This is a genomic window from Phocaeicola salanitronis DSM 18170 (assembly GCF_000190575.1).
GTDB lineage: Bacteria > Bacteroidota > Bacteroidia > Bacteroidales > Bacteroidaceae > Phocaeicola > Phocaeicola salanitronis.
Genome location: NC_015165.1, coordinates 1 through 25,814, shown reverse-complemented (window position 1 = coordinate 25,814; position 25,814 = coordinate 1). Strand labels below are relative to the sequence as shown.

Annotated in this window: 34 protein-coding genes; 4 read left to right on the top strand and 30 right to left on the bottom strand. The window is 32.3% G+C overall.

The genetic code is table 11. The features are described 5' to 3' along the window. The first annotated feature begins 111 nt into the window (after window positions 1-111). Genes BACSA_RS18575 through BACSA_RS18565 form a run of 3 tightly spaced genes read left to right on the top strand, consistent with a single transcriptional unit; the run spans window position 112 to window position 1,862 of the window. Entirely contained in the window at window positions 112-792 is a 681-nt protein-coding gene (locus tag BACSA_RS18575) for a hypothetical protein (RefSeq protein WP_013619557.1), read from the top strand. A gap of 17 nt (window positions 793-809) precedes the next feature. Beyond that, on the top strand, window positions 810-1,169 hold the full coding sequence (locus BACSA_RS18570; protein ID WP_144005311.1) for a hypothetical protein: 360 nt from the start codon (window positions 810-812) through the stop codon (window positions 1,167-1,169). A gap of 45 nt (window positions 1,170-1,214) precedes the next feature. Beyond that, on the top strand, window positions 1,215-1,862 hold the full coding sequence (locus BACSA_RS18565; RefSeq protein WP_085929115.1) for a hypothetical protein: 648 nt from the start codon (window positions 1,215-1,217) through the stop codon (window positions 1,860-1,862). An 84-nt stretch (window positions 1,863-1,946) separates the two neighbouring features. Here the strand turns inward: BACSA_RS18565 and BACSA_RS18560 are convergent, their stop codons facing one another. The 12 genes from BACSA_RS18560 to BACSA_RS18505 all read right to left on the bottom strand — a co-directional run bounded on the left by BACSA_RS18560 (window position 1,947) and on the right by BACSA_RS18505 (window position 11,722). Next, entirely contained in the window at window positions 1,947-2,387 is a 441-nt protein-coding gene (locus BACSA_RS18560; protein ID WP_013619554.1) for a JAB domain-containing protein, read from the bottom strand. 366 nt (window positions 2,388-2,753) lie between these two features. Continuing rightward, window positions 2,754-3,140, bottom strand: coding sequence for a helix-turn-helix transcriptional regulator (locus BACSA_RS18555; RefSeq protein ID WP_013619553.1), 387 nt, complete (start codon window positions 3,138-3,140; stop codon window positions 2,754-2,756). Beyond that, on the bottom strand, window positions 3,133-5,091 hold the full coding sequence (locus BACSA_RS18550) for a type IV secretory system conjugative DNA transfer family protein (protein ID WP_013619552.1): 1,959 nt from the start codon (window positions 5,089-5,091) through the stop codon (window positions 3,133-3,135). Before BACSA_RS18550 ends, BACSA_RS18555 begins: the two co-directional genes overlap by 8 nt. A gap of 210 nt (window positions 5,092-5,301) precedes the next feature. Beyond that, entirely contained in the window at window positions 5,302-5,751 is a 450-nt protein-coding gene (locus BACSA_RS18545; protein ID WP_013619550.1) for a hypothetical protein, read from the bottom strand. Between the two features lie 19 nt (window positions 5,752-5,770). Further along, window positions 5,771-6,049, bottom strand: coding sequence for an HU family DNA-binding protein (locus BACSA_RS18540; protein WP_013619549.1), 279 nt, complete (start codon window positions 6,047-6,049; stop codon window positions 5,771-5,773). 11 nt (window positions 6,050-6,060) lie between these two features. Further along, entirely contained in the window at window positions 6,061-6,411 is a 351-nt protein-coding gene (locus tag BACSA_RS18535) for a hypothetical protein (RefSeq protein WP_013619548.1), read from the bottom strand. Beyond that, complete coding sequence (locus BACSA_RS18530; protein ID WP_013619547.1) at window positions 6,408-7,235, bottom strand: topoisomerase C-terminal repeat-containing protein; 828 nt, start codon at window positions 7,233-7,235, stop codon at window positions 6,408-6,410. The genes BACSA_RS18535 and BACSA_RS18530 overlap by 4 nt, the downstream gene beginning before the upstream one ends. A 1-nt stretch (window position 7,236) precedes the next feature. Then, window positions 7,237-7,911: a hypothetical protein gene (locus BACSA_RS18525; protein WP_041584520.1), complete on the bottom strand. Its 675-nt coding sequence runs from the start codon at window positions 7,909-7,911 to the stop codon at window positions 7,237-7,239. Between the two features lie 3 nt (window positions 7,912-7,914). Beyond that, entirely contained in the window at window positions 7,915-8,394 is a 480-nt protein-coding gene (locus tag BACSA_RS18520) for a PH domain-containing protein (protein WP_013619545.1), read from the bottom strand. Beyond that, window positions 8,391-9,497 (bottom strand): toprim domain-containing protein, encoded by a 1,107-nt coding sequence (locus tag BACSA_RS18515; RefSeq protein ID WP_013619544.1) that lies wholly within the window; start codon window positions 9,495-9,497, stop codon window positions 8,391-8,393. The genes BACSA_RS18520 and BACSA_RS18515 overlap by 4 nt, the downstream gene beginning before the upstream one ends. Window position 9,498: 1 nt before the next feature. Next, window positions 9,499-11,013: a DUF3945 domain-containing protein gene (locus tag BACSA_RS18510; RefSeq protein ID WP_013619543.1), complete on the bottom strand. Its 1,515-nt coding sequence runs from the start codon at window positions 11,011-11,013 to the stop codon at window positions 9,499-9,501. Between the two features lie 4 nt (window positions 11,014-11,017). Next, window positions 11,018-11,722 (bottom strand): DUF4099 domain-containing protein, encoded by a 705-nt coding sequence (locus BACSA_RS18505; RefSeq protein ID WP_013619542.1) that lies wholly within the window; start codon window positions 11,720-11,722, stop codon window positions 11,018-11,020. Between the two features lie 41 nt (window positions 11,723-11,763). Here BACSA_RS18505 and BACSA_RS18500 point away from each other — a divergent pair, with 41 nt between their 5' ends. After that, window positions 11,764-12,429, top strand: coding sequence for a M23 family metallopeptidase (locus BACSA_RS18500; protein ID WP_013619541.1), 666 nt, complete (start codon window positions 11,764-11,766; stop codon window positions 12,427-12,429). A 46-nt stretch (window positions 12,430-12,475) separates the two neighbouring features. Here BACSA_RS18500 and BACSA_RS18495 read toward each other — a convergent pair whose 3' ends face one another. The 18 genes from BACSA_RS18495 to BACSA_RS18410 all read right to left on the bottom strand — a co-directional run bounded on the left by BACSA_RS18495 (window position 12,476) and on the right by BACSA_RS18410 (window position 25,801). After that, complete coding sequence (locus BACSA_RS18495; protein ID WP_013619540.1) at window positions 12,476-13,336, bottom strand: zeta toxin family protein; 861 nt, start codon at window positions 13,334-13,336, stop codon at window positions 12,476-12,478. Next, window positions 13,323-13,583 (bottom strand): hypothetical protein, encoded by a 261-nt coding sequence (locus BACSA_RS18490; RefSeq protein WP_013619539.1) that lies wholly within the window; start codon window positions 13,581-13,583, stop codon window positions 13,323-13,325. Before BACSA_RS18490 ends, BACSA_RS18495 begins: the two co-directional genes overlap by 14 nt. Further along, window positions 13,576-13,863 carry a virulence protein gene (locus BACSA_RS18485; RefSeq protein ID WP_013619538.1) on the bottom strand — a complete coding sequence of 96 codons (288 nt, stop codon included), beginning with the start codon at window positions 13,861-13,863 and terminating at the stop codon, window positions 13,576-13,578. Before BACSA_RS18485 ends, BACSA_RS18490 begins: the two co-directional genes overlap by 8 nt. Next, window positions 13,851-14,045 (bottom strand): transcriptional regulator, encoded by a 195-nt coding sequence (locus BACSA_RS18480; protein ID WP_013619537.1) that lies wholly within the window; start codon window positions 14,043-14,045, stop codon window positions 13,851-13,853. The genes BACSA_RS18485 and BACSA_RS18480 overlap by 13 nt, the downstream gene beginning before the upstream one ends. A gap of 716 nt (window positions 14,046-14,761) precedes the next feature. Then, window positions 14,762-15,391, bottom strand: a complete 630-nt coding sequence (locus BACSA_RS18475; RefSeq protein WP_013619536.1) for an OmpA family protein — start codon at window positions 15,389-15,391, stop codon at window positions 14,762-14,764. 6 nt (window positions 15,392-15,397) lie between these two features. Then, window positions 15,398-16,063 carry a hypothetical protein gene (locus BACSA_RS18470; protein ID WP_013619535.1) on the bottom strand — a complete coding sequence of 222 codons (666 nt, stop codon included), beginning with the start codon at window positions 16,061-16,063 and terminating at the stop codon, window positions 15,398-15,400. Window positions 16,064-16,075: 12 nt separating this feature from the next. Further along, window positions 16,076-16,579, bottom strand: coding sequence for a hypothetical protein (locus tag BACSA_RS18465; RefSeq protein ID WP_013619534.1), 504 nt, complete (start codon window positions 16,577-16,579; stop codon window positions 16,076-16,078). 10 nt (window positions 16,580-16,589) lie between these two features. Further along, window positions 16,590-17,432: a conjugative transposon protein TraN gene (gene traN / locus BACSA_RS18460; RefSeq protein WP_013619533.1), complete on the bottom strand. Its 843-nt coding sequence runs from the start codon at window positions 17,430-17,432 to the stop codon at window positions 16,590-16,592. 5 nt (window positions 17,433-17,437) lie between these two features. After that, window positions 17,438-18,577 (bottom strand): conjugative transposon protein TraM, encoded by a 1,140-nt coding sequence (gene traM, locus BACSA_RS18455; RefSeq protein ID WP_013619532.1) that lies wholly within the window; start codon window positions 18,575-18,577, stop codon window positions 17,438-17,440. A gap of 2 nt (window positions 18,578-18,579) precedes the next feature. After that, a complete protein-coding gene (locus BACSA_RS18450) occupies window positions 18,580-19,008 on the bottom strand; it encodes a hypothetical protein (RefSeq protein ID WP_013619531.1) in 429 nt (142 codons plus the stop codon). A gap of 1 nt (window position 19,009) precedes the next feature. Continuing rightward, the gene (gene traK, locus BACSA_RS18445) at window positions 19,010-19,624 is read right to left on the bottom strand and encodes a conjugative transposon protein TraK (RefSeq protein ID WP_013619530.1); all 615 of its coding nucleotides are present in this window, start codon (window positions 19,622-19,624) and stop codon (window positions 19,010-19,012) included. A gap of 19 nt (window positions 19,625-19,643) precedes the next feature. Then, entirely contained in the window at window positions 19,644-20,645 is a 1,002-nt protein-coding gene (locus BACSA_RS18440; protein ID WP_013619529.1) for a plasmid transfer protein, read from the bottom strand. Then, window positions 20,638-21,291: a hypothetical protein gene (locus tag BACSA_RS18435; RefSeq protein ID WP_013619528.1), complete on the bottom strand. Its 654-nt coding sequence runs from the start codon at window positions 21,289-21,291 to the stop codon at window positions 20,638-20,640. The genes BACSA_RS18440 and BACSA_RS18435 overlap by 8 nt, the downstream gene beginning before the upstream one ends. A 5-nt stretch (window positions 21,292-21,296) precedes the next feature. Then, a complete protein-coding gene (locus tag BACSA_RS18430) occupies window positions 21,297-21,920 on the bottom strand; it encodes a plasmid transfer protein (RefSeq protein WP_245546628.1) in 624 nt (207 codons plus the stop codon). A 55-nt stretch (window positions 21,921-21,975) separates the two neighbouring features. Beyond that, entirely contained in the window at window positions 21,976-24,816 is a 2,841-nt protein-coding gene (locus BACSA_RS18425; RefSeq protein ID WP_013619526.1) for a TraG/VirB4 family ATPase, read from the bottom strand. 4 nt (window positions 24,817-24,820) lie between these two features. Further along, window positions 24,821-25,120, bottom strand: a complete 300-nt coding sequence (locus BACSA_RS18420) for a DUF4133 domain-containing protein (protein WP_013619525.1) — start codon at window positions 25,118-25,120, stop codon at window positions 24,821-24,823. Window position 25,121: 1 nt separating this feature from the next. Beyond that, window positions 25,122-25,436, bottom strand: coding sequence for a DUF4134 domain-containing protein (locus BACSA_RS18415; RefSeq protein ID WP_013619524.1), 315 nt, complete (start codon window positions 25,434-25,436; stop codon window positions 25,122-25,124). A 29-nt stretch (window positions 25,437-25,465) separates the two neighbouring features. After that, window positions 25,466-25,801, bottom strand: a complete 336-nt coding sequence (locus BACSA_RS18410; protein WP_013619523.1) for a hypothetical protein — start codon at window positions 25,799-25,801, stop codon at window positions 25,466-25,468. Window positions 25,802-25,814: the final 13 nt, after the last annotated feature.

Sequence of the window (25,814 nt, the reverse complement as noted above, 5' to 3'; positions counted from 1 at the left end):
AAAAAACTCAAAAATATTATGACCTTCATAATATTATGATTATATTTGCGGTATACAAATACTAGTAGAGTTCACATGTGGATGATGTATTAACATTTAAACTTTGTAATTATGAAAAAATGTAATTTCTTTTTGGCATTTGGGCTGGTGCTTACTTTGTCATTGGGTGTTTCATCTTGTTCACAAGATGATGTTTTGGAAGTCAATGAACAGAAAGGGAATGTGGCTCTTTGTACAACAAGAGCAGAAGCTAACATGGTACTTTCTAAATATTTGGAATTGAATAATGAACAATACACTTTGAGTATTTCTGCAGAGGAAGCGGAAAAACTTGGTGTCCCATTTGGTTTGTATGAAGACGCTCAGCGAGAACTAAGTATAACAAACGCTTTGATTCAGAAATTGAAGAATGATCCTAATACAATTTTGGAATTAACCGATCCGAAAGTAGCTCCAAAATCGCGTTCTAATTGGGATACTCCAAGCCTGTATTCTGCTCCAACTGGTACATTGAGAACTAATGGGCAAGAAGAGGCGATAAGTGGCTTTGTTTGGGCTCCAAGTGGAACAAAAGGGATAGAATTCTTATGTCGCGCTAATGCTGCTCTTACTCCTTTGTACAATTGTAAGACATACTCTTCTGGTGCTTGGCAGAGTAAGTCGGCTATTGGTGCATTAGGGGTTAATACAACCATACAGGTTCCTCTTTATGTATCAAATGATAATATTAGAGTTGCATTTAGTACTAGTGATTCAAATGGAGGTACTGCAACTTATCAAGGATATAACTAGTATTTAGATATTTTGTTATGATAAAAAATTTAAGTTTTATAATGCTGGCTTTGTTCCTTTCGTGCTGTAATAGTACGAAAAAGCAGGAAAATAGTTTGGATTCAGAAATAGATACTTTTGAATATGTTCATCTCATTCCTGATAGCTTGCGAACAATGGAACAAAAAGAGTTATTATTATTGTTAGAAAAAACGATTAAAGAAAACTTGCAGGTTAAAGATAATCATCTTTTTTTCAAACTGTCAGAAAGTGATTTTGTAGAATTGGGGATACCGCTTCAATATTACAAAAAATTACAGCAAGATTTGGATGATGCTAATAGCTTTATAGACTTAAATGGAATAGAAAGAATTGATACATTATTAAAGATGAAGTAGTGATGTTATGACAAATTTTTTAATGAACTTTTATAGATGATTCTTATGAGAAAAATTTATTTTGCATTGATAACTTTATCCATTGTTTGTTTTTTTACATCATGTTCAAATGAAGAAGATGTAAACGGTGGTTATTCAGAGGAAGAAAAAGTAAAGATTGAAACATTGATGAATTTGTTTGAATCTTATGGTTGGGAACTTGATACTACTGTCAGCGTGGAGCAACGTAATAAGGAGCTTTTGGAAATGGATTATGAGAAAACTAAAAGTTTCTTGGAATATATGAACAATGGCATTGAATTTGAGAATTCTGAACCTATAGTAAATGATGCTTCTGATTATTCTGGAGTATTGAATCAGACTAGAACTACAATTCTTTACCCTATATATGGAAGTCATAGTAGTGCCGTGGCTACGTCTAAAACGGAAATGATTTTATCGTATGATGCTCCTACTACATCAAGCGTAACTATAGATAGAACATCAGTTTCCTCAAATCCGGCTACAACTTGGTTGCCAGATGAGTATGGAACTTTCAGCTTTTCAGGAAACAAATGTGAGAACATAAGGGCTACAGGTACTATAAAGTATGGTTCTATATATAGTCATAAATATGAAATGATAGGCTGGTGTTCTAAAAACAACTCTGGAACAGTAAACGATGGAGCAATTACTGGATTTCATTCGATATAGTTCTGCTGTGTGCTAATATTATATGTTAATTTAAATAATCGTTTTTATTAAAATAGTGGGGGATGCTCCCCACTATTTTTGTTTTTAAATAAAGCCTTCATCAGAAAATGAATAATAATTTTCTGTGTCTGTTATGATTATACTATCGAGTAGTCTTATATTAAGTAAATCAAGGGCTTTCTTTAACCTTGTTGCCATATTGCTGTCATCTACTGATGGTCTGGTATTTCCGCTTGGATGGTTATGTATTAAGATTACTCCTGTAGCAAGAGCTTCAATAGCGTATTTAGCAACTAATCTAACATCTATGAGGGTTGAATTTATCGTCCCTTGTGATATTTTTGCATAGCCTATTGTATTTCCTGCTGAATTGATTAGTATTATATAAGCTGATTCATATATAAGAATATCATTCCCATAAATTTGTTTTGCAAAAGAGGCTGCATCTATTGAACTTCTGATTTTCTGAATAGGGAAATCACATTTCTTAGCTTGTAATGAAAATTCTACTGCTAGTTTTTTCATGTCTTTGTTTGCTTTTGTTTATCCTGCCAGCCAAAGCAGTTTTAAGTGATTGATAATAAGTTGTTTTTCGATATACAAATATACGAAATATCTCCAAATGTCGCAAATTATTAGACATTTATTTCAATAATATATAGTTAAATATTATTTATTCATATATTATATATTTATATAATATTCCCTGCTGTGTCTGTGGCATGTTCTTTTCCCTAAAGTTTATTATATTTCGTTGATTGGTTTATATCTTTCAAGTAGGGCTGGATAGGTTTATTTCTGGAACTTTGGATTAAAAATTATCTCAGAGTATGGTGCAACTTGATTTGAAAAAGTAGGAAGAAAACCTCTTCGTTTTCCTCCTATTTCTCTTTATGAGCGTAATAAATCTATAGCTTTTCGTAGATTTTCTTTGAGTTCTTTTTGGCTTTCTTCAATTTTGCTATTGAAGATTTTTTCTGATTGTTTTATTAATTCAATAATAACTGAATTATAATTTGCCTTCTTTGCTTCGTCATGTTCATTACTTGATATGAGATAAAACCTTTCACTGAATATAAGATCGATATAGACATATTCAGAATAGAAGTTCAGAAGGTTGATAAGAAGTGTAAGACTTCCACCTTTTCCTAACTCTATATTAGAAATAGCATTTTGTCTGCATCCTAATTTATCTGCTAACTGAGCTTGTGAATATCCTATATACTCTCTGATTTGTTTTAATCTTACTCCAAGTGTAGGCAAATTAATTTTATACATATTGACTAATTACGGATTCAACTTCGTCATAGATTTTCTTAAAATTCTTTTGCAAAAGAGCTTCACGTTTTTCTGCTGTGCCAAAGTTATAGAATTTCGGTAAATCTACATAGTGTTCAGTTTCTTTTTCTATTTTTTTTGTGTCTAAATCCGTTTTGCAGTTATACATTGTAGTAGGAAAGCTATCTTCCTGACCGAAGTCTAAAGCTATTTGTCCCACTAGAGAACCTGCCTGTAAAGAAGATATTTTTGATGCAGGAATGGCAAAATCCATTTGTTCATTCATTGATATTGTAGTTTTGTCACGTTGGATTGAAATACCCTCTTTTCTCTGCTTTATTTTGCCAAACAACTTCTGGAGCCAGTCTAAAGTATTGGGGTCTTTTGCCTGCCCAGATAGTGTGTTACCGATAATTGAACAGATTGTTTTGGCGGTAGCTTTGCCATATTGTTCTTCAAGTTGTGGAAGCTCCTGTAATCCTAAACAAACAGAAACCTTGTTGCTTCGAGCTGTAGAAAGTAATGTTGCAAGTTGATAAAAATAGAGTGTAGGGCATTCGTCAACTATGATGGATGTAGGATAATTGCCTTTAGTATTAACCAGCCTTGTAAGACGATTAATAATCAAAGCATTTAAGGCACTATTCATACTTTGAGTTTTTGGGTTATTTGCAATAATAAGGTAACTCGGTGCATTCTTATCCGACACTTTTAGGTTAAAATCATCTCCAGAGAATACCCAAAATGATTCTTTAGTAGCAAGTCTAGATAATTGGATTTTTAAACTAGCCATCTGACCTTCTAATTGATCAACAGCTCCAGATTTGTATGCAGCTTCAAATGGTGAAACAATTGATTTTAATTCCGGTTCTGAAAAGAGAACCTTAAAAAGAATATCATATTCTTGGTTTAAGAAAGCAAGAACATGAGGGAGATCAGAATATTTTCCATTTTCATACCTTGACCAAAAGTAAATGGATGCTGCTAGTAAGTTGACTGCGGAAGTCTTAAAGAAATCACTGTTTCCTCCACTGCCTTTATCACCTTTTTGCAGACTTTCATATAGTGCTTCAGCAGTTTCTGTAGCATCTGCTAGAATCTCTATATATTCTCTTTTTAAAGGATTGATTCTTTTGCTGTATTCAATATTGGTAAAGTTGATGACGTTAAACTTGAATTCTTTGGGTATTTTCCCTTTTTTCTTATTCCTCAAAAAGTGATAATAAGCAATTTTAGCAAGTTCTGGGAATTTGAAATCATATACTACTTCTGCAAAACCTTTTGCTGAATGTTGTCTGATAAAAGAGTTTATGACGGAATACGATTTTCCACTTCCCGGAGTTCCTATAACAAATGTTCCACGAAAAGGGTTTACTATGTTTATCCATCCCTTATTCATTTTCTTTTTCCAGTAGAATTTCATCGGGATATTTACAGAATAATCTGTATTTACAAGTTCTTTAGACTGTTCAAAACTTTCATTTTCAACATTGAAACGGTCTTTCATGAAACTTGATTTTATCCGTTTAGATACGTTATCCAATGCAGAATTGATTAGTACAGCACCAATAATAGATAGAATAATATAGGAGATGTTATACCATTCAAATCCACTGTGAATAGCACCACTCTTAAACATTAAGAAGAATGCTGCTCCAAAAAATATAATGAATCCAAAGACTAAAGGGAAAATGATTTGCTTGGTTGGATCTAGTTCCAAATTCTTTTTTGACCGTGTTCCAATACAAGTAACCATAATAATGAATAATGTAAATAGTTTGCTATAAAAGATATTTGAATAGATTGGCAGTCTTGATAACTTCGATAGTATAGGCATAATCCTATCGCTGAATGAGAAATGTACGAATAGTAGGATTTCAATGCAAACAGTCACATATATGAATGCCTGCATAAAGCCATATATTTTCTGTAGTTCTTTGTTTTCTTCCATTGTAGTAATTTAATCAGATGGTTAATTTTTCAAGTTCGAAAATTGAATTTTGGATTTTTATTGACCCACATATTGATAGTTATAAATATACCACCCTTTTAGAGGGTGGTATCAAAATCAGCTCCGGCTTTTGCAACTCGATTCGAAATATGGTATCAAAAATCAGGCTGCAGGTGGCTGATCTATTCCGGAACCAGTTCAAGTAAGGTATCACCATTTAATTATTTTGTCAGGATTGTACAGGCAGTATATCATAGCATAATTATAGCTTTGTTTGGAATGTTCTAGTTTACCATTAATATAAAGTTTAACTTCAACATTTGCTGACATAGGCGTTGTTATGTAATCTTCATTTTTAGGTTCTACTGTTGCTGATAACCATAATAAAGCTCCTGTATTTACAGTGATGATCTCCGATTTAAATGGACTTTCTGTTGTAACTTGTTTGCCCTCATATCCATCTGGTAATTCTGTTGTATTATATTCTCCTATCGAATAATGTATATTCAGATTAAAGTTCTCCGGGTCATCAACTGTCGCTTCGTATCTGATTTCAGCGGTTTTATTTCCGGGGGTTATAGGTTCTTTGTTGTCTTTGCTGCATGATGCAAAGAAAAGGGTGCATAAGCATATAGCTGATAAAGATATAAATTGTTTCATACTGGTGTTGTTTTATAGTTTATAACCATTTCATTTTTAATACATTCTTTGAAGGTCTGAATTTAACGGCTTCTTTTTCTGGGACATATATCGTTTCTCCCGTTGCCGGATTTCGTGCTTTTTTAGGTGGAACAATCCTTTTTTTGAAAGTTCCGAAATCCTTAATTGACACATCTTTGTCTCTAAGATTTTGAGATAACTCCTTGAAAAATAAATCTATTATTTCTGCTACTTCCTTTGTAGGCTGATTTGCTTTTTCAGCAACTATTTTGATTAAATCAGTTTTATTTATTTGCATATCAATTATATTTAATTCCTTAAATCACTTAAATAAATTTCAGGGATTATTTTTGTATAATCTTCTTTGTCTGAAATATAATGTATTGATTCTATTATATTAGCTTCACAGATAACATCATATATCCAAGCTCTGAAGTATTCTTCAACCTCTTCATTACAAGTCAAGTCTTTGCAAAAATCGTTTATTGCTTCATCGGTAAGAAACTCAATAAGATTTTCATATGTAAGTTTAGGGGAGAGCATTATAATGAGAGGTGAAATTTGCTCACCTATTCTTGGTAGATGTGGAAAGTTCCAATCAATTTCTACACATAGTGGTCTTTTGAAAAGCCGACTGTCAATAACAATATTTACTTTCATATCAATTTTATTTTAAAATCATCATTTAATATCAATTTTCTTTCCATAGGGTTTCCATCTTTGTCATGGAATCCTGATAGAATTTTAGTTTCTTTGTTCTCACACAATTCTAATACTTCTTCAGGGGTGATCTTGCGTCCGGACATTTCTCGCCAAATAACAAAATCACATTTTATAGTTTCATTTTTATAATTGGAGCAGTTGTAGGCTTTCTTACCCATATAAATATTTCCATCACATTTAGGGCATTTGCAAATAGTGTTATCAAAACTAATTCTACCATCACTTGTAAGCACCAATTTAGCGGCAAAAGATTCTCCGGAATTAGAAGAAAATCCGCTCATAAACGGCGTTTCTCTATTTTCTAGGAGAGCTTCTATAGCTTGTATTGGAATGTCTCGTTTTGCGATTGTTCGTGGAATATACAGTTTACATTTCCTTGTACCGTCAGTGTTTTTCTCATTGTAATTTGTACAAGCATATCCACTCAAAAGCACTTCTATATGCCCTCCGCAAAGAGGGCAAGGATGTTCTAATGTTTTATTGGCAAATCGAGGAACTACCTTGCCACTTTCTATAACTAGTGCTGCAGAAAATGGTGTTCCGTCTTTTTTCATAAAATCATGGAATATTTCTGTTTTCCCTTTAGTTATAAGCTGTTCTGCTATATCTTCAGTTATTGTCTTATTCCAATACGTGTGATAAATATTAAATGTACATTTATCATCCATTGTTTTGAAATAGTTGCAGGAATATCCTAATGTTCCAACTACTATTTGTCCTTTACCGCATACAGGACAAATTCCTATTTTTCTTAGTTCCATATCAAAACCCCTTTTTTGTGAATTTGAAATCTTTTAGAATGTCATTTACGATTTGACCACTTTGATCTTTGTATTTAAATGCTCCCGGCATAAGTGTTTTTAAAACTCCTGCACGTTTGGCATATTTCATTTGTCTACATACAGAGAAGGCTATTGCTCTCATTGCTCTCAATTCATTAACAACATGTATGCATAGGTCTATGCGTTGTTTATTATCCATCAGATTGTTTGCACCTCCTTGAAGTGCTATATTGTTAATATAAATCATCAAATCTACGCTTCTTGTGATAAGTTCGTATTCAGATTTTGCTATGACAGAAACAAGAGCTGGATCACCTGCTGCGTATTTTGCTGCATCCCCTTGATATTTAACTATATCTTTTGCAATGTTTGATGCGTATATAATATCTTTCCCGTTTTTTACAACAGCATTTACAGTAGATAAATAGTTATATGTTTTTTCCTGTAAATCTTTAATTTGCCCCATTTTCTGCTGTATGAGAATTTGAAAGTTACGTATTCTTCCTTCTTCATCTTTAATTTTGTTTAGAACATTTTGTTGTTCGGTATGTGCATATACCAAAGTGCCAACAAGTGTTGGATCAATAACGATTGATTGTGCTACCATTTTAAGTGCCCCAAGAAACATAAGGGAAAATAATATTATTCTTCTCATATATCATCTGTTCGTAAATTCGTAAATTGATTTAATTTGTTTCTGACGCTCAACCCGTTTCCGGATTATGCCTATTAAGTCAATGTTTCGATTGATTCCATAGATTGCCAGTATGGGGGTCGATTTGTCTCCAGAATGTATGTAGACATTAGTACATTGTATTAAAGAGAGAATGAATGATCTTTTTTCTTCATAGTCATATACTCTATATAACTCAATGTAGTTGATACTTTTGTTAAATACTCCGCTGTATATTTTAATTTGCTCTTTTGTAATAATCCATTTTGTACATAACAAGATAGAAAGATACTTGTAAAAAATAGAAAAAAAGACAACTAACGTGCAGCTTCCTATGATATAGTCGTTTAAATTAAAAAGATTGACTATATAGATGATTAGTGTTTCCAAAAAGACATAAGGTATTATTCTGATTATCCAATATCTTATATTAGGTCTTATGATAATATCTGAATCATTTTTCATAATCTAAAAGTTTTTTTTTGCGTTGGCGTTCTTGACATTAGGATCTCATTAAAGTCCTTTGCGCCATCAGCTTTGTGAACAATCAGCTTTGTTGATGCATCTTTACTTTTTTCCCTAAATCTTTCAATTGAAACATCTTCTTTATTTAACTCAAATATTCCATTGGGTGTAACAAATTCAACTGTATTATCTTTTGCTTTGATTTTAAGTTCTGTTCCGTTCATAATGCATTGTACTTTTATATCGTATAAGTTTCCATTCAGATCACGGTCAAAGCAAGTATGAACTTTTGCATTAGGGTATTTTTGAAGTGCATTTTTGATTTGGTTATCAGAAATATATCCGCCTACACTTACAAAAACGCTGTCACTAAGATTGATTTTGTTTTTATTCAATTCATAAAAGCTCATGGCATCTAAAGCGGATTCTGCAAAATAAATATTTTTCGCCATTAGAGGGTGTGAAGTAAAATCAGCAATCCATGCAGAATTACTTTTGTCACCACCTGCTGCCATTCCCTTAAAATTGTAGTTTCTCAACTCATAATTAGTCTTTTCCCCATTTTGGGGATTTGTATATGGAAAGGCAATATTTAGGAAGTTCCCTTTCCCTTGTGTGTCTTTTACTCTTGTTATGAATGGGAGAAATGTTTCTACAGTTGCAGGATTTATCTTTCTTTCAACGGTAAGATATTTTAAATCCGATACGTTTGTTGGTGTTTCTATATATCTTTCTCTATTGAATTTTTGCTGTTCGGAAATCTTTGTATAATATGACCCGTTCTTTATGTATGGTGTATTTGCATAGTGTCCTAAAATCATATTTAACCGGACATACAAATTATTATGTTGAAATTGAGTAAAATCATTTATGTGGTTTTTTAAGAATTGTATGAGGTCACCACCTTTATAATTTCTATCAAAATAGTATTCTCTTGGAGAATGAGGATTTTTGACAACAATGGAATCTATCTTATTACCGTTGCTGTCGGTTAATTGATACACAGGGCTTACTTTTCCTTTGCCAATATCTTGCTTATACCCTAAATCTTCAAGGATTTGGATAATAGATATTTTAGATTTATAATCTTCAAATGACATCATATTACATTTTCATTTTAGATGATTCATTTTGTTTTCCGTAGCTTTTTCCATATAAATTTGATGCTTCGTTATGGGCTGTTGCTTTAATGGCTGCATCTAATTTGTCAAGTTGCGAGGCTATTTTTTCTCCTGTGGTTTGACTTGATGCTTCTTTTGAGGTGGAAAAAGACTTTTCGATTTCCTTATAAGAAGCATAGTCTTTCTTTAGGTTATACTTCTCTAAGAATGAATCCATTTCAGATGGTTTTTTATCAAAAATCTTATCAATGCCTTTGGCTCCTTGTTTAGCAACAAATTCTAAACGTTCTTTATCTGTTACAATTTGTTTTGTCTCTCGTTTTATATCAATGTTATTGGCTTCTTTTATGGATAGTCCATTTTTTGCATTGAGATCTAATCGAACCTTTGCAGCTTTGTTTAAAGTTTCGTTTATGATTACAATTTCATGACCTTTCTTTAATTTTTCTATTTGCATCGGAGTTAATTCTACTCCGGCTATTCGGGTTGGAATTTGTATGTTTTTTGCGTTAATCGAAACAATATCGTTAGTGTCCTTATCTCGCTGAAATAAGATTTGTTCACCCTTGGCATTTTTCTTTGATATAACGGCATTATTTTCCAGTGATTTAATTTCATCTTTTGAAAAAGAGAAATCATTTTTTATTTCTTTGCGTTTAGGTACAAGCATCAAGGCAACTCCAGCAACAGGATAAACAACCGTAATAGCAGCGATGGCTAGTTTGCGTGCATTAATTCCACTTACTTTTAATTGTTGTTTTCCATGTTCTTTAAAGTCGACATCAAGGGCTTTAAGTTTTGACTTATTTTCTTCTGTATTATCTAGCAGTATATATTTGCTTGCAGCCGCTTTTCCCTCGAAATTAAGTTTTCCATTATCCACTGTATATGAAACTTTTTCTTTATCAAGAAATTTTCTATTTTGCGGAGTGTCTTCAATAGAAAATTGTAGTGTACCGGTTTTTTGCCCATTCCGTAGATTTTCTTTATCTTCTTTGCTGAGTTTATTGGGGTCTATTCCTATCTCATTAAGTTCCTCCCAGTTAATATCAATTCGTCCTGCATTCCCATCTAGCTTGTAGTTTTTTTCATAAGCAAACTTGTAAAGTTCTTCACCTGTGTATGCAGTTTTGTTTTCTAAATCAATAACAGTAAACCCATTTTTATTTCCTTTAATATTGTCCCATTTGACGATTGCAAGATTATGATTTTGTTGTAGAAATTGATTATATTCATTAAAGTTATTGTTTGCTTCTGTTTTATTGAAGAAAGCAACAACTCTTTCTTTTGATTGCTGTACTATTTTTTCTCTATCTGGTTTTCTATTTCCTTTTTTTAAATCATCAATAGAATATGAGTGATGTTCATTTCCTTTTGAGAACACAATATTTCCATTCCCAGATAGTTTTTCCTCATATCCTAATATTTTAGCTATTGCGCGAAGTTGTCCGGCATTCTCATAGCTGTATTGTGCTGCTTCAAATTTTTTGTTTTCCATATATCTAGAATTTGAGTTTTACAGTATCTTCTTTTTGTTTGCTTATTTGTTTCTGCTGGTATTCAAGATATTCGGCTCTATTTCTATCTGTGTGTATTACATCTGATACTTTGGGATTATGAAAGTCATATGCTCTTTTTTGCTGTTGCTCGAAAGCATATAATTGAATGCCTTTTTGAGAATTTAAATCAATTCTTACTTTTATTTTATCATTTCCATTATTGATTACAATAGTTTCTCCGTTCTTAAGTTCTTCTTTTTGTTTGCTGCTGATTTCGGATCCATTAATAAATGATGGAATAATTATACTTCTTAATTTGGCTTTTAATATTTCGTTAGTTTCTTTGTCAAGTTGTAAAAGGTATTTTTCTCCATCTATTTTTTTTGTTATCAGTGATCCGGACTGCAGTTTGTTTAGTTCTTGTGGTTTAAGATTAGCGTCATTCTGTATGCAGTTCCTTACAGGATGTATTTTTACGCCAACAGAGTGATCTTCTTTTCTATACAAACTTATTTTAGCTTTGATTTCAAAATCATGTCCTTGCATATCTATGCCTTTTAGATTTAGTAAACTTGTGCGCTTTCCGCTTAATAAAGATTCTAAGTCTGTTTTGGGTAAAGATAATATATCCATTTTAGTTAATCCAACTTTTTCTAGTTGTCCGTATGGAATATCATTTTCTTTAAAGTATTCTTGTCTATTATTCATAATATGTATATTTTTGTGGCAAATATAATAATAATATCAATATGAAGAATAATAGATTCGCATTTTTTCTTTTCACTTGTTCTGTTTCTGTTAGTGCATATAGCCAATTTAATACAGTATTGCAGAAAGAGGAATTGACGGTAGTAGAGCCAACTTTATCGACAAATGATGCTAGACTATTAAAAGAACAGGAACAGGCTGTAATAATTAATGATGCAGTAAGTGAAGAACGCTTGGCGTATTGGAATCAAAGAAGGTATTTATCACTTCCTATTGACTCTATGATTGTAACATCTAAGTATGGTAAAAGAAAAGATCCATTTACAGGGAAAATAGCCACTCATAAAGGCGTTGATTTACGTGGTAGAAATGATTACGTATATTCTATTATGCCCGGAATAGTAACAAAAACTGGAAAAAATCGTGGATTAGGGAATTATATAGAAGTGCAGCATGGTGATTTTACTTCTATTTATGCTCATTTATATAATATACTGGTAAATGCTAAACAGTCTGTAGAAGCTGGGCAGCCAATTGGAATATCAGGGTCTACAGGTCGAAGTACTGGAGAGCATTTACATTTTCAAATGGAATATAAAGATAAAACAATTGATCCCCTCCCTATATTAGAATATATAAATGATGTAATACGTACAGTAAAGGGAGAGGTTACGCAACAGATAGATAACGCTTTACGAAAACGATAATGATATTAAACATAAGCCATTTTTTTAGGCTTATGTTTATGTCTGACTATATTTTATATCCTCTTTGTTGCTTTTGTGAAATTATTAATGCTCTTTTGAGATCATTAATGGCATTTTCCATCCCTTTTCTTATTTGTTTGTCATTGACTTGCAAAAGCATAGATTCTCCCCTATTGATGCAGCTTTCTAATAATATCTTATTCTTTAATTGTTGTACTCTACTGTCACTTATAAAAATGGATGGTAAACTTCTGCAGTTCCATGCATTATGTTCCAAAAAGAAATCTTTTACTCTTTCTTTGGCGATATATGAATGAATGGAGATTCTATCGACAGCTTTCCGGTTATATAATTCGTCAATAGATTTGCTGACACCAATAACAGCTTTATTATGAGATTCGATGTCTGCTAATCTGCCTACGCCTTTTTTATTACATTCTTCTTGATATCTATTATATAAACCTAAGTGGGTAAATTCTTTAGGTGCTGCGATAATATATGCTTCAACCCGATAGCCCGCTTCACGAAATTTTGATGCTGTATTAAGCGGAACCATTGGATTTCTCATTGTTCCCTCTACAATTATATTGCACTTTCTTTTTATGGCTTCTTCGATTAGTTTCTCTGTAAAAACATTTGAGAATATCTGTGTCTCACTAGGATAACGTATAGGGTCTTTTATAAGTTTATCATGTTCTGGATGAAATTGTCTATACAGATCTCCATTTACAGTAAGAAACTTTTGTTCGGGGTGATCTGATTGTGCAATTTGTATTAATGTGCTTTTTCCACAAGCAGGTTGTCCTCCTAATATGATAGCAATAGGAGGACAATCAGATTTATATTGTTTTCGGAAGAATTTTTCTTTTTCTTGCTCAAATATTCTTTCTACTTCATTTCGCTGCATAATAAGCTTTTAATATCGGTGCATATAATCGGTTTATCTTATCTATGACAGATAACCGAACATTGTCGGACGCTTCAAACTGTAATAGCCCATTTGCAATTTCTTCTTCTGTAGAAAGCATATCCAGTTCCTTGTACAATTCATCTTTCTTGCTTTCATCTTTTTCTGCTGTAATCTCTTTCATTTTCATCATGCGGAGCGTCCCGATTATGTCGAGAGCGACATCCAAACTGATTTTATCATTCATATTCATTTTTTACTATGTTGGTAAAGTCTGACCAGTTTTCTACTTTGTAACCTCTGATATCGCGGACAGACTTTCTGAACCATTCAATTTTCTTTAGTGCTTCAATGGCTCTGAACAGGTTACTTAAATCCTCGCTTTGCGTAAGATATGTGCTACCTTGTATCCATTCAAAGCCATTTTTCCTTAATATGGCTTTAATCTCAAAGTAGGCATTATTATAAGGTTCTCCATAATGCTTTTTGAGATCTGAAATTGACATATCAAAACTTATGGCAAACATACTTCTTCTGTTTGAGGTTTAAACAAATCTTCTTGTCCGAAAAATATTATCCCATCTTCTGTTTTTGCAGAAATAACAACACCAACGAATGGGTTATTCTCAACTTCTATTACTGTGGCAGGAATCCATTCCGCAAACTGTGTCAAGTCGGGGGAAATCAAAACTTTATCTTTTACTTTCATACTTAATTGGTATTTATGTTTTAGATATACAAAGATACAAATAAATAGCTTTATTCTAAACAGATTCTATTCTAATGATTATCTCTAAAGTGATAGTTAGTTCTCTGTCTTATTATATCATTGATAATAAGTTGTTTTTCAATATACAAATATAGCGAATATTTCCCAATGTCGCAATTTATTAGACATTTATTTCAATAACATATAGTTAAATATTATTTATTCATATATTATATATTTACATATTGTCCCTGCTGCATCTGTGGCATGTTCTTTTCCCTAAAGTTTCTCATGTGAATTGTTTTACAGCTTCATTCAATCCGGGAATCGGATCAACCTGTAAAGCTCCGGTATTCCGCTCCATTTTGCGGAAGCAAAGTACAGAATGTTTCCTGCCAAAATGGTATCAAAATCAGCTCCGGCTTTTGCAACTCGATTCGAAATATGGTATCAAAAATCAGGCTGCAGGTGGCTGATCTATTCCGGAACCAGTTCCAGTAAGGTATCATAGAAAAGTACTTCCGTATCTGCACCGGAATTAAAAAGAAAACATACTATAGGGAAAAGGAATCTGTGTTTGGAGGTAAAGAACAAAGTTTTTGTAATTGATACAATGCCATCTGGATCTTTAACTAATAATGCGGTAGAGAATGGCAATTTAAGAGTTAAGCAGGGATTATTTATGTGCAATAATCCCTGCTTACTTGTTATATTAATTAGTAGTCATTTGATAAGAATATTTCAACTCTACGATTTTTGGCTCTTCCTGCTTCTGTTTTATTTGAACTAACTGGTTCGTCAAACCCTTTGCCTTCTTCTGTGATATTTTTAGTTTCAATCCCTGCATTTCGTAAATAATTTCCTACCGCTGCAGCTCTATTTTGTGAGAGTAATATGTTATACCCTTTTTCACCTATATTATCTGTATGTCCGATAACTTTTATTTTTGTATTTGGTATTTCATTGATAATTCCAATCATTTCATCGAGTATGCTTTTAGCGTTCTTATTCAATTCGTGAGAATCAAATTTAAATAAGATCTCGTTCTGCATGGTTGCTTTAAAAATTTTTTTCCCATTAGTTTCATCAATTGTGGTTACAACTAGTCCGGGGATGTTTTTTAGTTTATTTTCTCGCTCTAAAAGTTTCTTGTTTATTGCTTTTTCTTGTTCTTTCTTGATAAGTTCGGCACCTATCCCAACAATAGAGGCGACAGAATAGTTTGAATTGTTTTCTATCAGTATGCTTTCTTTTTCTGATAAATTTGCATTGCTTACTGTTATCATTTCTTTTGATTTACAACCGACTAAACAGATTGTACATATTGTAAAAATTATTTTTTTCATACTTCTTTATCTGATTGTTATTATTGGTCTTATTTTGTTGGTTTTCATTTTATTTGAACTAGAGACTGTTCCATTTTCAAGGTGTATAGTATAGGCAAAGAACATAGATGTTTGTTCTCCAGATCCATTTTCCGTAGAAGTCCAATATGTTCCTGAGAAATAATCAGATTGACCAACTACATCTAGTGTTGCTTTGATTTTAGGATAATTCAATGCAGCTATTTTATATTGAGCCACTGAGCCAATATACCATCCGTCATATCCATAAGGAACATAATTATATACACTTGTTATGGCAGGACATTCGATGCTGTCTTTTTCTGCAAATTCTTTGATAGCAGCAGTATTGGCTTCTCCATCAAAACTAGTTTCATCTTCAGATACAGAGGAAATGTTTTCTGATGTATTAATGAGTTGTTCTGCTGGTAAATCTTGTAAAGAAATGGCATATCCTATAACTGATGTTGATGTATCTTGAATATTGTTACACCAAAATACAATACCTACGGCTTGCTTTGAGCTATTTTCATATTCAGAAGGATGGATTATGCTACCGTCACTACATAGAATATTTCCCGGCTGGAAAGATGTATCAATTATCTTTTCATGTTTAGTACATGAAGAGATAATTGTTGATGTAATAAGTGCTAATATTAAATAAGATGTTTTCATTTTTCCAATTAATTATTTAGATAGAGGGAATTTTACACCGACCAATAAACCATTTCGGAAATGATCTCTAGTCCAAAAAACAAAATCATTCTTTTGAAGAACGAATACTTGCATTCCATTACGGAATGAATAACTATATTCAATTCCTAAATCAATGGATGCTTGAAATCCTTTTCTGTTAGCCCCTATGTCTGCTCCTATTCTCCATCTGACTACACTGTTTTTCCCACGATATAGAGATGGTTTATAAGCAATTCCTAGACCGAATGTTTTGTAATCCCAGAAACTCTTAGAACATACTTTGTAACAAGTCGGACAGGTTGTGTAAGCTGTGGATAAATCAAAATATAATTCCCATGCATTATGATATTTTGTTTCAGCTTCAAATCCTACTAACAGATTGACGGTATTCTTCCATTGATATCCTCCAGATAAGTTTAGGAATTTGTCACCATCTCCAGCAAATGATTTGAGGGAAAATAATGCTGCTGATATAATTACTAGAACTTTTTTCATAATATAATTTTTAATCGATGAAAGAATCTGCATTGAGCACATCAGCATAATCAATGCGGAGTGTAATAGTTCTCCCAGATATTTGCTTTTCTGATATTTCTACCGTAAGAACTTTCTCATCAGGGAATGTGAATTTTTCAAAAACAAAGATGTTGCGATAATTCTTCTTGAATACTTTGTTATTGTTTACCTGCATGAGCGGAAGAATTTCAATTGACTGGAAATTTGTAGCTTTCGTTTGTTTCTTATCTTCTATCTTAAAACGTATTTGGTCTATGTCATATCTAATATTTGAGCGATTTATCATAGAAATATCGATGAAAAAATATTTGTCAAATGTGTAGATGTTATTAAGCCTAATTTTCATCAAATTGCTTTTACTTGAAACATCATAGAATTTATTATCAGAAATGAACATACGATAAGCATAGTCATACATTTGAGATTTTGTCATATTCGTTTCTGGATTCATATAACTTTTTAAATCCGCATATGGTATAGTGAAGCGTGTGTATGTTTTAGCCAAGTCACTTGTATACACAAGTAGATATTGAACAAGGAAACGTTCTGTAACGATAGTTATAACTCCGCTTGCCCCTTCTTTAATAGGTTTTACTCTAAGTGTATTAGAGGTTGGTATATCCCCTACGATGTCATTAATAGAAATATCTACATATTTAATATCTTCCATTGCAACGAAGTGAGTTGAAACATCTTTGTTTACATAAATGACTTTAAGTTCTTCCGGGTTCTCTCCTGCCATTTGTACATTCTCACCTATTGGCATTGTCTGTGCCTGTATACTACTGATTAGACATACAAAGCATACGATTGTGGCAATAAACTTTCTCATAATAATTACTTTTCTTCTTTGTTGTTTACTAAAAATATTTGTGTGTTATATTTCAATTTTGCTTTATTCTTTTTGATATTCTTTGATAAAGCCTGCGTAGTGCTTCTATATGCGTCTTGTAAAGCATTAAAAGCAAATTGTTCTACACCTCCATTACTTGTATTCATTGTTATGTTTTGACTGCCAACTTGACTACCTATATCTTTACTTAAATCTCTAAAGGCAGAAGATGGGACGAAAAAACCTTCTTGCCCATCAATGTCATATACAGATAGATCAACTTTCATTCTTTTTCCATCAAGCATTATGGAAGATATGTTTATTTTTACTCGTTGCTCACTAAATCCGGAAACATTGCCGTAAATGTATGTGCCTTTACTGAGTATGGCATCATTTAACATGATATCATCTAATAGACGGATACGGATTCTACTGCCTTGCGTTACTTTAACATTTTCATCCAGTATAGCTGTGATTAGAGATGTTTTTTTGTCTTTCCCTACAGTATTAAAGTATGCAGTTGCAGGATTGACGGCTTTCATTACTTCTATTGTTTTTTCTTCCATATCAGTTTTTTTACTATCATTGACAACTGGCTTTTGGTGTCGCTGTGGGTTTTGTAGCGAATCGATATAAGCCATTTGCATTTTGAATAGTTCCATTTCTTCCTGCATTTTTGATTTTTGTGGAAGTTCTCTTTCCTTTTCAGGTCGTTTCTCATTGCCTGTAAGGGCATTATTTTGTATTTCCATTAGTGCAGCAGTCTGATTATCGAGTTCTGTTTTTTTTAGCTGTGAGGCTTGGTTAAGGCTATCTATATGTCTCATTTCTTCGTTTGTGTAAAGAGAACCATTGTCTTCAATCTCGTTATTATTTTCTTCTTTGTCTATTGTTTGTATTGAAGAGAAATCCGAACTTTTATTAAATGCACTTTTCAGGGCTTCAAATTTGTTGTGAACAGTTCTTTTCTCTAGTTCTGCATCTGGAATCTCTGTGTTTAATTCGGTCATTTCTGTAAGTTGTGTTTCTTCTATAGGGACAGAATTAGACCACATGTCTTTTATAATCCATCCAATACCTAATATAAAAGGCAATACTAAGGCTGGCAAGATATATTTTGGCTTTTTTATATCAATAGATTTCATTGTTATTTTATTTGTTTTACTTTGTTATACAGTTCTTTAATTTTGAGCGTATCGCTTGCTGTAAGTTTCCCTTTCTCTTGAACTTGTTTTATTTCCTCTCTAATTTTAGCTAGTTCAAAAAGGGCAGAAAGGCTGTTCCTGCTTTTTTCAATTCCACCATTTCCTATATTTTCTATTTTTGCTTTTTCAGCCTTTAATGTTTCCATACCACTTCTTTGAGGTCTTGTAAAAATTGAGAAAGCTGTAACAAAAATTAGAAAAGAAACTGTTATGGTAAACATTGCTTTTCGATGTGCTTCTGCCCATATAAGTATTTGGTTGCAAATCTTATATACGCCAATTTTGGTGAATAATTTTGTCAGGAATGTAGCCGTTGAATTTTCAGTATTCTTTCTTACATTCTCTTTCCATGATTTTTTTTTGGTGAACATATTAGAAACTCTTTTTTATTTTGTAATCTAAATCTTTATTAAGTATAGTTTTCCAATTTGTTATAATTAATCCATGTGGGTTATTATCTGTACGTGGAACCTGACGCAAATATCCTGTGGTAACTAATTGCCTTTTTAATACAGATGTTTCCCTTTCAATTCTCTGTGTTCCGTAATAGGTAAAACTCATGTCTGACATGTTCATATTTATGCTATCTGTTTTAATTGTCACAGTAGCAGAACTGGCAAGTAATGTATTGAAATATCCTTTTTCTTTTAAATTATTATATTGTTTAAGTCCGCTTTCATCCACTAGATACATTGCACTTTCCATGTTATGCTTAATAAAGTCATCATCAGGCGGTAATGTGAAAAATAGTGAGTGAAAAAGATTTACATGACTTTTACATTCAACTTCTAAATTGACTTCAACTCCAGTTTGTTTAACTAGTACAGGTACATCTTGATCAAGTACATAAATCTTTTTTCTTTCTTCACGTACAAGAGTAAAGCAGAATGCTAGAACCATGCCAGAAATCACTATGCTTGATATGAAACTACCAATAGAAAGTAATCCAGCAAGTTTAATTTTGTTCTCAATGTTTTTGATAATCATAAAATATAAATTAATAAGATTAAACGATTTTACCTGCAACAGCTTTTGTTGCGATTGCTGCACCTCCTACCATACCACCAACTGCTTGTCCGATGCCTGTTGTTGATACTACCCATGTTGAAACAAATGGAATAGTAAGCATAGAAAAAGCTCCTAATAATAATGTCAGAATAAAGCTGTTAACACCTCCAGAACTCATGCCAACATACATAATAAATGCAGCCTCGTTACTTAGTGCTTCATGTAATATTGCGATTTCTTTCTCAATTCCATATCCCATAATTGCCAGTGATAAGGATAAGACAATATATCCAATAACGGAATATAAACTAACGCTGACAAATCGGGCTATCCATTGCACATAAGCATCCCTGAAGGCAGGTAGAACGGAAAAGGCAAAAGCAATTGGTCCAAGTGTAACTAATATGCCAGTAAAAATTATTTGTAGAAAAAATACAAGATATATACATAGTTGCCATATCGTTACAACTAAGAACTCGACAATGCTAAATAATAACATGCGCACCTTTGCCACAACATAAACCCATAGTCCAGCAATTTTTTCTCCAATAGCTGAAAAATCAATATTAAAATCATACCATTTATCGTCTTTTACTTCTTCTTCAGCTCTCTCAACTTCTAATGACGAGTGCATCAGTTCGATTGCTACGCTGTCTATAAGTGCATATCTTTCACGTGAAAGCATTTCAACTTCATCTATTTTGTTATAGAACATATCTTTGCTGTGTTCTGTTAGAACTTCACCCGGATAGCTGATAACTTCAATAAAAGGATTCCAAAACATAAGCACAAGTCCAAGTGCGAAAGGACGCAATAACGGAATAATTTCAAGCCTTTTGTCGCCACTCATCATTTTAAAACTTTCAACGCCAAAATATAGCAACATGAATATAGCTGCTAATGCCTGTGCATCTGAAAGAAATTCACCAAAAATATCTGTGATGTGTTCTCTTAGTCCATCAAATAATTCAAATAGAAATTTGTCTATTAATTCATTCATAATGTTTACCGATTACATTGTTGACATTGTTTAATCTTGTAATTAAGGATAATACTTCTATGAGTTCTTTTTCAAACCCCAAGTATGCTTCCCTCTTTTTGGCATTACTCATGTGAGAATCATGTATAATAGATATATTGCTATTGATCCGTTCTACTTCTTCTGAAATAACTTGAACATGTTCAGAACTTCCACCATTAGATGTGTATGTTGCCAATTGCACTGCAATATTGGATAATAGCTCATTTCTTTTCCCTTTAGTTAAATTGTATTGATAATCTATTGTTTTATCCGCGTATTTAAACAGCTCCTGCCTATATACTGTATCGACTTTCTCATGTTCTTTTTCTGCCTCGGATTTATTAAGTGCTACTGCTGCCATCATTGGGACTTCTTGTAATTGGAAATTTCTTCGATCTTCTTTTCCATACGAATCGTGAAGTCCAAGCCCAACTAGAGGTATCTTGATGCCAAAAATTTTTTTGTACCATATCCAGTAATGATACCATTCGGGTTGCAATCTTACCCTATCCATAAATTCCATGTTGTTCAGAACACTCCATTTCCCACTATCTTTAACAGGCGTTTGTGCTACCATTTTAAGCGTCCCAAGAAACATAAGGGAAAACAATATTATTCTTTTCATAGACTTTAATGTTTAATGTTGAATTTGAAATCTTTTAGAATGTCTTCTACAATTTTTGATCCGTTGCTTTTATATTTAAATGCTCCCGGCATAAGTGTTTTTAAAACTCCGTTTCTTTTAGCCGTTTTCATCTGTCTGCATACAGAATATGCAATACCTCTCATGACTCTCAATTCATTGATGACATATTTTAATAAATCTATGCGTTGTTTGTTATCCATCAGATTTACATCAGTTCCGATAATTGCGACTTGATATATATATTGGCACAAATCTGATGTCCTATTGACAAGTTCTAGTTCCGTTTTTGCAGAAACTAAAAGAAGCTCTGGATCTCCTTTTGCTAGTTTAACCATTTCACTTTGATATTGCCCTATGTCTTTAGCTATGTCGGTACAATAAATGATGTCCTTTCCTGTTTTTATTATTGCTTCAACGCTTTTCAGTGAATTATAAAATTTGCTTGCGAAGAATTCTATTTGAACCATCTTTTCACTAATTTTTTGTTGAAGTAAACTTATCTGGGTTTCATTGTCTTTCACATTTGAGAAAGAAGAATGTTGTACTTTATGATTTGCTATAAGTGTTTCGACACAAGTTATATCAAATACGGCTTGCTGTGCATACATAGTTTTTATGCTACATAGCACTGTTATAAGTAAAGCTAATCTTTTTAAGATTGATTTATGCGGATTCATGATATTGTGTAAGTATAAATTTGTACAAAGTTTCTTCATTGGCTAGATTGTTATAGAAGATATCTGTCAGATTCTGTTCTGCATTTATTTTACCTAGTACGGAAGCAACATGTCTAACCCAATCTCCTGTTTTAAGATTAGATTTTTTCATGTCATTGATGAAATTATCTAATCCTTTATGATAATCTCCATACAATTCTATATAATATCCAACGGCATCTTTTTCGATTCTTTCAGTTGTGAAAGTGAAATATTCATATAGGGAGACTTCCACGCCAAAGACATTTCCATAGCTTCCTCTTTTAATGAAAACTTCATTAAATCGATTCCTGTTTTCTTTATTATTTAGTTGATTAATCGTAAAGATTTGTTTTTGATCAACTTCAGATAATGTCAACAGGTTGGCTATTTCTTCGTATTTGTCTTTAAATTTTTTTTGATCAAGTAAGCAAAGTATATCAGAATTATTGATAATAGATTTTTTGACGATCGGATTACTGATAATGTCATCAAGTTCTTGTGTCACTACCATTGCAATACCCCAAAATTTTCTGACTGTTTTATATAAATATTGTATGTAGCCAGCCATCATTTCTGATGCGATAGCTTTCCAAGCTTCTTCGATTATTAAAGCCTTTCTATTCTTTTTTAACCTCATTTTTTGAATAAATAAGTCCATTATAATAAGTGTTACAATAGGGAATAATTGGGGATCATCCTTGATTGCATCAATTTCGAATACAACGAACTTTTCATCAAAAAGAGAAGTATCAAATTTTTCATTCAATGTTCGTTCTAATTGTCCGCCTTTATAAAATTTCTTTAGTAGAAATTTATAGCCAGATAAATCAAATTGAATTTTATTTTCATTGCAAATAATAGGAATCATTCTCAATGAAAACTCATAGAATGAATTGAAAGATAAATTGTCGACCTTAATGTCTTTTAATGCTGCCTCTTTTTCCATAATTCTTCTTTCAATGATAGACAATAGTCTTTCATTTGGGTTATTCATTTCGGCAAGTGTAAATCCATTTTCTATTAAAATATTCTGGATCGCTCTTTTTGCATTATCAACTTCCCCTCCTTCTCCACGCTCAACTAACATTTCGAGCTTTTTTAGCTTTATCTCAAGAAGCTCCCTTTTTTCTTTTTCCCTTAATGTTTCAAGTTCGTTATGATTAATTTGATATTCTAACAATAAAGTTTCTTTTATGGATTCTTTTTCTTCTTTACTGTATCCGGAAAAAGGATTGAAATAGAATGAATAGTATTTATCTATCACAATATCTAAAATTTCTTCTTCTTCTTTTAAAATTTTTCCAGAGCTTCCTTTGAAAAGAAGAAAGATCAGTGATTTCAGGAAATTCTTTTTTTCCACGTTATATTCTTTTTCTGTAATATCAAACGGGTTCATGGAGATAGGTTTTTCAGCAGAATACGTTATATACTTTCCGTTGAAATATTGACATAAGCCTGAATAGCTATGTCCGGTATCTACCATAACAATATCAGTATCTTGGTTTACCCATTGTCTAATTGTGTCGTTGACAAAAAATGATTTTCCTGAACCTGATGGTCCAAGAACAAAGACATTTGAGTTGTTTGTATACTTAATATCTCCTTCTTTCCCAGAAAAATCTATTCCTATCGGAATTCCTTGTCTATCGGTGTAGTATGTTAAGAATGGACTTTTCTCTGTAAGTGCTAATCTCTCTTTGAAAAAGAAGCATATAGCAGCGTCTGATGTTGTTAAAAATTTGTCATAAGATTTAAGCTCTGTAGCGCATCCCGGTAAGGCACATTTAAACAACTCAAACTGATTGTAACATTGTTTGTTTGGGATAATTCCACAATCAAATAATGAACTTTCAATATAGTTTGATGCTTTTGTGATATCTTGTTGATTTGCTAACATGATATTATAATGTGCATACACAAGAATCTTGCCTTCTCGTGCTATATCAGACTGAACTTTATCTATGTCCTCAACGCATAGATCATTTGCAGGATCTGGCATACTTTTATGCCTCCTTTTTTTTGCTTCTAACTTATTTGATTCGTTTCGTTGATCTGGAATTTCTATTATCTGATTATAAATAATTGTTTCAATTTCTGGACTATCATAAATAAATGATAGTAAGTCAACAGGAAGTTTTACTCCAACATTAATTTCCTTATATGGTTTTATAATGGTTGGTAAGTTTACTTCGTCTATGTCAACCAAAGAAATGCTTTGAAGTTTTTTTTCTCCAATGTTAATATATTCGGATGTTGTTTTGATATTCTTTAAACTGAGTTTCTGTGAATTAAAATTGCATGAAATAACTCTTATCATGTATTCCTCTAGTTCTTTGGGCTGCAATAGCTTTGCTCCCATATCTTTGCTGTTTAGCAATGATAAAACCTTAGTTATATTTCGAAGAAATGTAGAGAATTCTTTTGAATCCCATGCAAAGAATTTACTTCTTTGTAATTGTCTTGTAATTGTTATATAAGTGGATATACTGGTAAATATTCTATTCTCAAAATGTTCAAAATATCTTTTGCTAAGATAATCTGTAGCATTTAAGTTATTAGAGTGAAAGGCTTCTTTGCAAAAGATGTCTTGCTTTTGAATAATATATCCTGCTCCTAGTGTTTTTATAATATTGGAAAACAAGTTATGGAAATCATAAAAGGCATCTGTATTTGCTGCAAATTGCATTATGGGATTTTCGCATCGTATGCAGACAGAATAGTCCCCTCTTCGGTTATAAAATACTGGGATAGAATCAATCATTTCAATCCCAATCCACGGTGCTTCAAAATCTTTTTTCTTCAGCATAATATTATTTTTTTCGTTCCTTTAAAAAAATGCGAGATTCTATATAGATGCCTTTGCTTTTGTCCTTTTTGTGCAATCCTTTTTTTTGAAGATGTACAGTTAGGCTTAATCCACCAAACATTACAATACAAAGAGTGATTCCTCCCCATGTATATGATATAATATTTGAAATAATGACACTGGATAATAATGCTCCAATAGCGCATCCTGCACCTATATAGATGAATTTCCCTTTAAGACCTTTGAAAATAAGGGGCTTTTGAAGCCCCTTATAAACATTAAAAGTTGGATGTTCTCTTTCCATCTTAAACGCCAAAAAAGGCTTTAACAATAGCTCCTGAAACGACAAGGAATATGCAAGAACCCATCCATCCCATGACTGCCTTTTGAACATCTTGGTCACCTGAGTTCCATTTGATGAAGCATCTTACTGCACCTACCAAACCAACGATGGCTCCTAATATCATAATCATGTTTCCTAGCGGATCCATGTAAGTCTCTAATTCAGAACTTGCGGCATCAATACCAGCTGCTCCTTGTGCATAGATACTAGTTGTTGTCAATAATACCGTTGCGATTGCGATACATGTTTTTCTCTTTAAGAAATTTTTTAAATTCATTTTTTTGTTGTTTTAAAATTATACATATGTTAATAATTAACTGTCGCAAACATATTCTTTCCTTTTGCTATTAATTCTTCAAGTGGAATTCCTTGTGTCTCAACTTCCATCACTATCTGTATTTCATCATTATGTTCCCCTGAATCGTCTTTAATTTCTTCTTGTAAAGAGGCTTGTTCAACTTCGTTGTCAAGGACTTCATGAGGTTTTTCTTCGTCTTCTTCTTCGTCTATAATAAACTCTTCGTCTTCATTAATATTTCCTTCTTGGGACGATTTATGAAAGAATGAATCATAAACGATATTAATTGCATAGTATAAGATATATATGCCAAATACTGTTAAAATAAATTTTGAATAATCCATATTTAATTATTGT